The 11,202-nt window shown below is 47.9% G+C and carries 9 protein-coding genes; 2 read left to right on the forward strand and 7 right to left on the reverse strand.

Features of this window, described 5'->3' with window-relative positions:
* Window positions 1–51 precede the first annotated feature (51 nt).
* Window positions 52–1,116 carry an outer membrane-stress sensor serine endopeptidase DegS gene (gene degS / locus L4C42_RS12080; RefSeq protein WP_042501093.1) on the forward strand — a complete coding sequence of 355 codons (1,065 nt, stop codon included), beginning with the start codon at window positions 52–54 and terminating at the stop codon, window positions 1,114–1,116.
* Window positions 1,117–1,196: 80 nt separating this feature from the next.
* Here the strand turns inward: degS and parC are convergent, their stop codons facing one another.
* From parC to nudF, 6 genes are all read right to left on the reverse strand, one after another.
* Window positions 1,197–3,473, reverse strand: coding sequence for a DNA topoisomerase IV subunit A (gene parC / locus L4C42_RS12085; RefSeq protein WP_353497795.1), 2,277 nt, complete (start codon window positions 3,471–3,473; stop codon window positions 1,197–1,199).
* 2 nt (window positions 3,474–3,475) lie between these two features.
* Entirely contained in the window at window positions 3,476–5,356 is a 1,881-nt protein-coding gene (parE, locus tag L4C42_RS12090) for a DNA topoisomerase IV subunit B (RefSeq protein ID WP_353497794.1), read from the reverse strand.
* Window positions 5,357–5,592: 236 nt separating this feature from the next.
* Window positions 5,593–6,180, reverse strand: coding sequence for an esterase YqiA (gene yqiA, locus L4C42_RS12095; RefSeq protein WP_353497793.1), 588 nt, complete (start codon window positions 6,178–6,180; stop codon window positions 5,593–5,595).
* Window positions 6,180–7,004, reverse strand: a complete 825-nt coding sequence (cpdA, locus tag L4C42_RS12100) for a 3',5'-cyclic-AMP phosphodiesterase (RefSeq protein ID WP_418641756.1) — start codon at window positions 7,002–7,004, stop codon at window positions 6,180–6,182. Before cpdA ends, yqiA begins: the two co-directional genes overlap by 1 nt.
* A 30-nt stretch (window positions 7,005–7,034) precedes the next feature.
* Entirely contained in the window at window positions 7,035–7,481 is a 447-nt protein-coding gene (locus L4C42_RS12105; RefSeq protein ID WP_112459463.1) for a DUF1249 family protein, read from the reverse strand.
* Window positions 7,482–7,492: 11 nt separating this feature from the next.
* Complete coding sequence (gene nudF / locus L4C42_RS12110; RefSeq protein ID WP_353498652.1) at window positions 7,493–8,116, reverse strand: ADP-ribose diphosphatase; 624 nt, start codon at window positions 8,114–8,116, stop codon at window positions 7,493–7,495.
* 233 nt (window positions 8,117–8,349) lie between these two features.
* Between nudF and tolC the strand changes: the two genes are divergently transcribed.
* The gene (tolC, locus tag L4C42_RS12115) at window positions 8,350–9,669 is read left to right on the forward strand and encodes an outer membrane channel protein TolC (protein ID WP_418641757.1); all 1,320 of its coding nucleotides are present in this window, start codon (window positions 8,350–8,352) and stop codon (window positions 9,667–9,669) included.
* Between the two features lie 70 nt (window positions 9,670–9,739).
* On the opposite strand, the gene hldE is transcribed toward tolC, so the two are convergent.
* Window positions 9,740–11,170, reverse strand: coding sequence for a bifunctional D-glycero-beta-D-manno-heptose-7-phosphate kinase/D-glycero-beta-D-manno-heptose 1-phosphate adenylyltransferase HldE (gene hldE / locus L4C42_RS12120; protein WP_353497791.1), 1,431 nt, complete (start codon window positions 11,168–11,170; stop codon window positions 9,740–9,742).
* Window positions 11,171–11,202 lie beyond the last annotated feature (32 nt).

An 11,202-nucleotide genomic window follows, 5' to 3' on the forward strand; every position in this document is an offset into this window, starting at 1 on the left:
TTTGCTAAGTCTGACATTGCGGCTATATTTTCGATTCAACTCGAGGGAAAAATGCTGAACTTTTTAATCCGCTCTGTATCTATGGGTCTTATTACGGCGCTCTTAGTGCTACTAGCGGTACCTTCCCTCAGACAAAACGTCATACCGAATAATATCGTCTCGCAACCTGAATACGATCAATCTCAGCAAGTCTCATTTAATCAAGCGGTACGCAAGGCGGCGCCTGCAGTCGTCAATATTTACAGTCGTCAGTATAAAGAGAGCGATCGCACCACACTGTCAACACAAGGTCTAGGCTCAGGCGTAATCGTCAGTGATAAAGGCTACATCATTACCAATTATCACGTCGTCGCCAATGCTGACCAGATCATTGTCGCACTACAAGATGGGCGCGTTGCTGCTGCCCAGCTTGTTGGTAAAGATCAGCGCACCGACATTGCGGTACTGCGCATTGAAGGGGGGAACCTCCCTGTAATCCCACTCAATCCAAACTACTCACCAAAAGTTGGCGATGTGGTACTGGCGATTGGTAATCCATACAACTTAGGACAGACCACCACCTTCGGCATCATCTCTGCCACTGGACGCTCATCCATTAGCGCTGGCGGTATTCAAGCCTTCATCCAAACCGACGCAGCTATCAACCAAGGTAACTCAGGGGGTGCATTGGTAAATACGCTTGGTGAGCTTGTTGGTATTAACACCGCCTCATTCCAGCAAGCAACTGATTTAGAAACCTACGGTATTTCATTTGCTATTCCTTATCAGTTGGCGAGTAAAATCATGGAAAAAATCATCGCTGATGGACGCGTTATCCGCGGCTATATTGGCATTGATGGCCAAGATATTAACTCCGTCACTGCTCGCCTACTCGGCAATGAACACATTGGTGGCATCATAGTGCTAGGGCTTGATCCTGAAGGGCCGGCTGCCAAAGCCGGTATTGAAGTGCAAGACATCGTCCTAATGATTGACGGCAATAAACTGAATGGCCGTCAAGGCGTTTTGGATTTAGTTACCGACCTGAGACCCGGCACTACGGTTGACGTGAAACTGCTGCGGGACGGCAAGGAGCTTATCTTACCGGTCACTGTGGGTGAAGACAGCCGAGACTAGCGCATCGCTAGACTTAGTACTTTATAGCAGATATAAAAAAACCTCCGACAGTGTCGGAGGTTTTTTGTTTTATTCGCTTACTATTCTTCGATAGCAGCTTCTGGTGCGTTACCAGTATCTACCTCAATACGAGTCACACGCTGAAGACCTCTTGGTAGTAGCCCGCCACGACGCCCACGCTCACCACGGAAGTTATCCAGATCACTCGCTTTCAGTCCAAGCTTGCGCTTACCCGCATAAAGGGTAATGGATACACCTTGTGGCAATGCCATCAAGTGAGAGACAAACTCCTCACGCGCTTTAGCCTTAGCCGATGGAATGTTGATGATCTTGTTCCCTTTACCTTTGCCTAACTGCGGCAAATCTTTAATCGGGAACAGTAGCATACGGCCTTGGTTGGTGATCGCTAAGATTTCGTCTGACTCAAGATCGCCAACCGTTGCTGGCGTCATCACTTCAGAAGCTTGTGGCAGAGTCACCAACGCTTTACCGCTGCGGTTCTTCGATAGCAGATCACTACCTTTACACACAAAGCCATAACCCGCATCTGAGCCAATCAACCATAGCTGATCTTCTTCACCCATCACGACTTGGCGCACTGTTGAGCCAGCACTGATGTTGAGTCGACCTGTAATTGGTTCACCTTGGCTACGAGCCGATGGCAACGAGTGTGACTCCAACGAGTAACTGCGCCCATCACTGCCAAGGAATACCGCTGGCTGACTACTCTTACCTTTAGCGGAGGCTAAGAATTTATCGCCCGCTTTGTAGTTGAGCCCGCTCGCATCCACATCGTGGCCTTTCGCGTGACGGATCCAACCTTTCTCCGAAAGCACAACAGTGATTGGTTCGCTTGGTACCAAGTCACGCTCGGTCATCGCTTTCGCTTCTGCACGCTCAACGATTGGAGAGCGGCGATCGTCACCGTATTTCTCAGCGTCAGCTTGGATTTCTTTCTTCAATAGCGTGTTCATACGACGCTCAGAGCCAAGTAGCTTTTCAAGCTTCTCACGCTCTTTCTCAAGCTCGCCTTGTTCACCGCGGATCTTCATTTCTTCTAGCTTCGCAAGGTGGCGAAGTTTGGTGTCCAGAATCGCATCCGCTTGAATATCCGTAATCCCGAAGCGCGCCATCAGTACGGCTTTTGGTTCGTCCTCAGTACGGATAATCTCAATCACTTCATCAAGGTTGAGGTACGCAACCAACAAACCTTCAAGGATGTGCAAACGAGCAAGGATCTTGTCTAGACGATACTGAAGACGCTTGCGCACTGTCTCACGGCGATACTCAATCCACTCTGTTAAGATCTGTATCAGACCTTTCACTTGTGGACGGTTATCGAGACCAATCATGTTGAGGTTCACACGGAAGTTCTTCTCAAGATCGGTCGATGCGAACAAATGATTCATAAGCTGGTCGCAATCAATGCGGTTTGAGCGCGGCACCACAACGATACGCGTTGGGTTTTCGTGATCAGACTCATCACGAAGATCGTCTACCATAGGCAGCTTCTTCGCTCGCATCTGGTTTGCAATCTGCTCCAAAAGCTTAGCGCCAGAAACCTGATGTGGCAGCGCAGTGATCACAATCTCCGAGCCCTCTTTGTGCCACACTGCACGCATCTTCACGCTACCACGACCCGTACGATAGATTTTCTCTAGGTCGGCTTGCGGTGAAATGATTTCAGCTTCAGTCGGGTAATCCGGCCCTTTAACAAACTCCATCACCTCAGCAAGCTCAGATTTTGGCTTATCAATAAGATGAATTGTCGCGTCGGCAATCTCACGCATATTATGCGGTGGGATATCAGTAGCCATACCAACTGCGATACCCGTAATGCCATTAAGCAAGATATGGGGCAATCGTGCCGGTAAGATCTTCGGCTCTTTCATCGTGCCGTCAAAGTTTGGCTGCCACTCAACCGTGCCTTGGCCAACTTCACCCAGCAAAACTTCAGCAAACTTAGACAGCTTGGCTTCGGTATAACGCATTGCCGCGAACGATTTAGGATCATCTGGGGCACCCCAGTTACCTTGACCGTCCACCAATGGGTAGCGATATGAGAATGGCTGAGCCATCAATACCATGGCTTCATAACACGCAGAGTCGCCGTGTGGGTGATATTTACCCAACACATCACCAACGGTACGTGCAGATTTTTTGTATTTCGCCGATGCGGACAGACCCAGCTCAGACATCGCATAGATAATGCGGCGTTGCACGGGTTTTAATCCATCACCGATGTAAGGCAATGCACGATCCATAATCACGTACATTGAGTAATTCAGATAGGCGTCTTCAGTGAACTTTCGCAGAGGCAGCTGTTCTACACCATCAAAAGACATTTCAGTCGACATTGTTATACCTCAGCCATGTCACCGTTGTTTTGTAGCCAGCTACGACGATCGTCAGCACGCTTTTTACCAAGCAGCATATCCATCATCTCATTGGTGGCTTCGTCATCATCAATGGTCAACTGCACCAAGCGACGGGTATTTGGATCCATCGTGGTTTCACGCAGCTGCAATGGGTTCATCTCACCCAGACCTTTAAATCGTTGGACGTTGATCTTCGCTTTTTTCTTGCTCAGACGTTCAAGCACGCCATCTTTTTCATCGTCATCAAGGGCGTAGAACACCTCTTTACCACAATCGATACGATACAGTGGTGGCATTGCGACATAGACGTGCCCGGCGGCAACCAATGAACGGAAGTGTTTAGTAAAGAGTGCACATAGAAGCGTCGCAATGTGCAGACCATCCGAGTCCGCATCGGCAAGGATACAGACTTTACCGTAGCGAAGACCATCAAGGTTTTCGGTATCTGGGTCAATACCCAAAGCCACGGAGATGTCGTGTACTTCTTGCGACGCCAAAACTTGGTCTGCCGATACTTCCCATGTATTGAGGATTTTACCACGCAATGGCATCACTGCTTGGAACTCACGATCGCGTGCCTGCTTGGCACTGCCACCCGCCGAGTCACCCTCCACGAAGAAAATTTCGGTGCGGTTAAGATCTTGTTGTGAACAATCCGTCAGCTTACCCGGTAGTGCAGGACCAGAAGCTACCTTCTTACGCACCACTTTTTTACTGGCACGCATACGACGATGCGCGTTGGCAATACAGACTTCTGCCAATTGCTCAGCAAGCTGAGGCTTTTCATTTAGCCATAGGCTAAACGCATCTTTGACCACGCCAGAAACAAACGCAGCACACTGACGAGAAGAGAGGCGCTCTTTAGTTTGTCCTGCAAACTGCGGATCTTGCATCTTAATAGACAGTACGTATGAGCATCGCTCAAATACGTCATCACCGGTTAGCTTAACGCCACGAGGAAGCAAATTACGGAACTCACAGAACTCGCGCATCGCATCCAGTAAGCCTTGACGCAGACCATTAACGTGCGTACCGCCTTGAGCTGTTGGGATCAAGTTAACATAGCTTTCGGTGATCATCTCACCGCCTTCTGGCTGCCAGATCACAGCCCAGGTTGCCGCTTCAGTCTCTGCGGTAAATTCGCCGGTAAATGGTGCTTCAGGTAGGACTGCGTAACCTTTTACGCCTTCCGCTAGATAGTCTTTTAGACCATCTTCGTAGTACCAGTTATAGTCTTTGCCATTTACCTTATCGGTAAAGGTAATTTCCAGACCCGGACACAACACCGCTTTCGCACGCAGGTTGTTCACCAGACGAGTGACCGAGAAGTTCGCCGAGTCAAAATAGCTCACATCAGGCCAGAAATGAACGCTGGTACCGCGATTACGGCGACCACAAGTGCCAGTGACTGTCAGCTCCTGAACTTTATTACCGTGCTCAAAGGCCATTTCATACACTTGGCCGTCGCGACGCACTGCCACTTCAACGCGTTTCGAAAGTGCGTTAACCACGGAGATACCAACCCCGTGCAAACCGCCGGAGAATTGATAGTTTTTGTTCGAGAACTTGCCACCCGCGTGGAGCTTACAGAAAATAAGCTCAACACCTGAAATCTTCTCTTCAGGGTGGATATCGACGGGCATACCACGACCATCATCAATCACTTCTAGCGATTGGTCGGCATGCAGAATGACTTGTACCTTAGAGGCATGTCCGGCTAGCGCTTCATCGACACTGTTATCGATAACTTCTTGGCCCAAATGGTTTGGGCGCGCTGTATCCGTATACATCCCTGGTCGGCGACGTACTGGCTCAAGACCATTGAGAACCTCAATGGCTCCAGCATTATATTGTTCTGTCATAATACGGAAATTTTACTCAAATAATGATTGATACTTAGCAGCAAAAATAGAGATTGCGACTTAAAGTCGCTGGCCCGTTTGTTCAGTCGTGCATCGTTGACTAGTGCACCACTGCGGGCTACGCGTAAGTACAGACACATCATAGTCTGGCCCAATGCAGGTGTTGTCAAGTTTCACGCAGAAGTTGGAGGGAAAATTATGACTGTCTCCTCAAGGGGAGACGAAAAAAGCGACGATTACAGGCCTAAGAAGCGGATAATCTGTTCAGGGAATCGTTCAAAACCGACAAAGCTATGATCGCCATTTTCCTCGACAGTTTGCATGCATTGGCGATACTTGTCGACTGCCTGGCGATAATCTAGAACTTCATCGCCCTCTTGCTGCAACAGCCAAAAATCATCAGGTGATTGAATGGTCTCGACATCGAGTGCTTTTAGATCATCAATGTGTTTCGCTTCCAACGTGTAACGTTCGTTAGTATATGGGTTTTGCTGTTCACCGAGGAAGTCGAGCAATAACTCGTAAGGTTTAACCGCTGGGTTTATCAATACGGCTTTAAAGCCATAATGATGATTGAGCCAGGTTGACAAGTATCCCCCCAGTGAGCTCCCAACCAGTGCTATCTGGTAGTCCGCTTGGTATTGCGTCACGATCTGCTCAAGGTAACGGGCAGCCTGCTCTGGAAAGCACGGCATTTGCGGTACGACAACTTTGATATCGGGTCTCGCCTGCTGACAATACGCCAACATGGCTTGCGCCTTAAACGACTTGGGTGAGCTGTTAAAGCCGTGGATATAAAGAAGCAGTGGACGCTTTACGCTCATTAGTAACCTTCCGCGTTAAAGTCAGGACGAAATGCGCCATGCGGCAGCCTTTTTACCGTTGTTTTTACCTCTCCATCAGCACAAAGCTCTAACTCGCGCCAACCTGGTGAGCAAGTATCAAGCGCAAACTCATTAGAGTTTGGTTTAAACTGCACACACGTTGATGGTGTTGCAAGCACGCGAACATCATTGCGAAGGTGATCCAACTCTTGATGGATATGGCCACACAATACAGCGCGTACATTGTTGTGCTTTTCAACTACCTGCCAAAACTCGTGCGCATCTTTGAGCGAGTGTTGGTCAAGCCATGCACTATTCACCAGCATCGGGTGGTGATGCAATAGCACTAATGTATGTCTGTCGCTGTGCTCGGTCAGTTTACGATCTAAAAAGTCCAACTGACTGTCACTGAGCCTACCGTGAGGCACACCAACCACTTGCGAATCAAGCAACAATACTTGCCAATGCTCACCGAGCAATGCGTAAGTCACATCTTGAATAAGCGGTGCGCTCACGACACTGTTCATGCACGGCTTATAGTCATGGTTGCCAGGCAGCCAATAACAAGGCAAGCCTAACGGTTCGATACCATCGACAAATTTTTGATACGACGCTTCGGTATGATCCTGAGAAATATCGCCCGTCGCAAGCAAGGCATCAAACGGTATGCCTTGCTGCATAACTTCCGCTACGACGGCGTGAAAACTATCTTGGGTATTAACACTCAGTAAGCAACCATCATCAGGCGCAAACAGATGCGTGTCCGTTAATTGCAGCAACCTAACGCTACTTAACTGAGATTCATCACTGGGTGTTGTGTTCAAAATATTAAAAACCTGAAATTATAATTCTTGTTAGCTGCGATACATGATCGGAGCTCGACTAATGCCATTTTTTAAACAGAACGTCAGCCAATCACTTAAAAACTGATTAAACTGAAATTTTTCGTCCTTTTGATGCATTTTTGCGTTGGGGTAATCGTACCTTGCTTGGACGCGAGACGCGTTTTCACAATCACTTACCTCTGCCACTTTTGCATCGTGATAGAGCCTAACGGTCATTTTAGGCAATGGGAAAACAGGAAGCTCATCATCTTGGAAAATTTCAACCAATGTTGTGTACTTCGTCACTTCTCGCACTTCTAACTGGTAAGTCAGTGAGCCCGCTTGATAACAGCGTACATCCCCAACTTCTGGCTGTGTCGGGATCAAGCGATTGAGCTTAGCGTAGTTGGTTTCATAGACACGCATTAACTCAGCAAGATCAACATGATACGTATTAGTATCGACAACGCGAGCCATAAAAATTCCCTCTACCATTGCTGCTTGAGCTTTTGGTAATTCAGTTGTAGCCATTGTAAGGCGATAATGGAGGCGCCATTTTCAATCTCGCCACTCTCCACCATTTGGTATGCACGTTCGCGAGATACCACGCTTACGCGAATATCTTCACCTTCACTTTCCAGACCATGTACGCCAGACGCTTGCGTCGCATCAACATAGCCAACAAACACGGAAATACGCTCATTACAGCCACCTGAAGATGGGTAATAGCGCGTGATCGGCACCAATTGCTTTACATCAACGCCCGCTTCTTCCACTGCTTCACGGCAAACCAGCTCTTCGATACTCTCTTGCTTATCGACAATGCCGGCAACAATTTCTATTTGCCACGGATTAGGATGCTCGAGAGCGCCAACACGGATTTGTTCAATAAGCACGACTTGGTCAGTAATCGGATCATAAGGCAGCATAGCGGCTGCATCACCACGAACAAACATTTCTCGGTCAATTAATGCACTCCAGCCCCCTTCAAAGCGTTTATGCTTGAAGCGAAACTGAACCATTTCAAAAAAACCTTTAAATACGGTTTGTTTTGACACAACCTCTACGTCTTGCGACGTATACTGTTCGTTTGGCTGTAATCCGTCTTTCATCATCGACCTCTGGCTTCCGTGAACCTTATAGTTTACTCAAGGAATAGAGCGACTACCAAGGACACGGCTCAATTTTTCACGTAAAAATTCAAAATTAATTTGATTCTGGTTAATTATTTGTCTCAACTTTTGGTGAGCTTGCGTAAAAAAGTGCAAAGTTTCGAGTGAATTACGGCCAATTTAAGTTAAACTGTGAATCATACCTTTATTAGTATTAGGCAGGATTAGGACAAATGAAAAAACTGCTTCCACTCTTTATTACAGCTGCATTAGGAAGCGTAAGTGCAGCGGCATGGGCCGACTCCCTAACCGAGATCTACGATCAAGCAAAGCAAAACGATCCTCAGTTGCTGCGTGCAGCGGCTCAGCGTGATCGTGCATTTGAAGCGATCAATTCTGCTCGTGCAACACTTCTACCACAAATCAACTTGACCGCTGGGTATGACTTTACTCGTGCGGACTACACAGGTGGAGACAGTGATAACCTAACAGCTGGCGTTGGCTTTTCTCAAGAGCTGTACAACCGTACAAGTTGGATCACGCTAGACACGGCTGAGAAAACAGCACGTCAAGCGGACTCTCAATATGCAGCGGCGCAACAATCCCTAATCCTTCGTACCGCGCAAGCATACTTTGAAGTGCTGCGTTCTAAAGATGCTCTTGAATCGGTTCGCGCCAACAAGGCAGCAGTAGCTCGCCAGCTAGAGCAGACTAAACAGCGTTTTGAAGTAGGTCTATCAGCAATTACTGACGTACACGATGCGCAAGCTCAGTATGACCGCGTACTTGCCGATGAAGTGGTTGCAGAAAACAACCTACTGAACCAATACGAAGCACTACGTGAAATCACAGGTCAAGAGCACAACAATATCGATGTCCTTGATACGGATCGTTTCGCAGCGGCTCGCCCAGAGCAAAACGTTACCTTCTTCCTAGAAGAAGCACAGTCGAAGAACTTGGATTTACTCTCAGCACGTATCGGTCAAGATATTGCGAAAGACAACATCACGTTAGCAAGCTCTGGTCATTTACCTAAGCTTACACTTGATGGTGGTTACGGTTATGACAATGAGCGTAACTCAAGCAACACTCGTGTTTTAGGCGGAAATGATACAACAAATGTGTTCAACGCCGGTATCAACCTATCTGTACCGCTATATACAGGTGGTAACATTACCTCGCAAACCCGCCAGGCAGAGTTTGCGTACGTTGAGTCAAGCGAACAGCTAGAGCAAACTTACCGCTCGGTAGTTCGTAATGTTCGTGCGAATAACAACAACATCAACTCTTCCATCGGTGCAATCCGTGCATTTGAGCAGACAGTAATTTCTGCTGAATCGGCACTGGAAGCAACCAAAGCAGGTTTTGATGTGGGTACGCGTACTATCGTTGACGTACTAGAAGCAACTCAGGCGCTGTACGATGCAGAAAGCAACCTGTCTGATGCTCGTTACGACTACATTGTGAGTGTTCTAAACCTACGTCAATCAGTTGGCACCTTGAGTGAGCAAGATATCATTGATATCAATGCTGGCCTTAAGAAAGCGAACTAACTCATAGTTAGTAATACCAAAAAGGGACGCCTCGGCGTCCCTTTTGTTTAGCTTGGTATAAAGGATTAAATTAGCCTCTGCCACCTTTAATCGCTTCAATGATTTCTGTGGTTGAGCAGCCATCCTCGAAGTTAAGCACTTTCACTTCACCGCCCGCAGCAATCACTTCCTTACCACCAGCAATCTCTTCTGGTTTGTAATCGCCGCCTTTCACTAAAAGTGTAGGCAATACTTCAGAGATCAAACGACGTGGCGTCTCTTCCGAAAACGGAACCACCCAATCCACAGCACCGAGACCAGCAAGTACTGCCATACGGCGATCGGTTGGATTCACCGGGCGACCAGGGCCTTTCAGTTCACGCACAGATTCATCAGTATTCACCGCAACAATCAAGCGATCGCCAAGCTCTGCTGCGTGGTTCAGATAAGAAACATGGCCAGCGTGTAAGATATCAAAGCAGCCATTGGTCATGACTACTTTCTCGCCTTTCGCGCGCGCTTTAGCAACCGCTTCGATAAGTGCTTGCTCACTAATCACGCCATAGTCGGTATCTTGACTACCGTGAATAGCTTCCGCAAGCTCAATAGTTGAAAGCGTTGACGTACCCAGTTTACCCACAACCACACCTGCCGCTGCGTTAGCAAGTGCACACGCTTCATCCAGCGGTTTACCTGCTGCAACCGATGCCGCCAATACTGATATTACCGTATCGCCTGCACCTGTTACGTCATAGACTTCTTTAGCCTGGGTCGGTAGATGGAATGGCTCTTGGCCACGGCGCAGTAAGGTCATACCGTGCTCGCTTCGCGTCACCAATAGCGCCTCAAAGTCGAACTGTTCGATAAGTGCATTACCTTTTTCAATCAACTCTTGTTCGTTTTTCACCTTGCCGACAACATGCTCAAACTCTGTCATGTTTGGTGTCAGCAACGTTGCGCCGCGATAGCGTTCAAAATCCGCACCTTTCGGATCAATAAATACTGGAACGCCGGCTGCTTTAGCTTTTTGAATATAGCGCTGAACGTGTTCTAGTGCGCCTTTGGCATAATCCGATAAGATCACGGCGCGAACATCAGGTAACGCTTGTTCCATTTTCGCCAGTACCAACTCTGGATCCGTGTTCTCAAATTTGTCTTCGAAATCAAGACGGATAAGCTGTTGACCACGGCTCAATACACGCAATTTGGTGATGGTTGGGTAGTCTGGCAAAGCAACAAAGTCACATTTCACTTTCAGTGAAGTCAAAGTCTCGGTAAGCACTTTCGCTGGTTCATCCATACCCACTAAACCAATAGTGTGAGCATGACCACCAAGAGAAGCGATGTTCATAGCCACGTTCGCAGCACCGCCCGGACGCTCTTCGTTGTTTTCTACTTTCACTACAGGTACTGGCGCTTCTGGTGAGATACGCCCTGTTGGGCCATACCAATAGCGATCAAGCATCACATCGCCAACAATTAATACGCCAGAGTCGCTGTAATTCGGTAGGATGGGTTTCATTTCTGTACTCCACATAGTGACAAAGAAGATGC

The organism is Vibrio wakamikoensis (genome assembly GCF_050337275.1).
Classification (GTDB): Bacteria; Pseudomonadota; Gammaproteobacteria; order Enterobacterales; family Vibrionaceae; genus Vibrio; species Vibrio chaetopteri.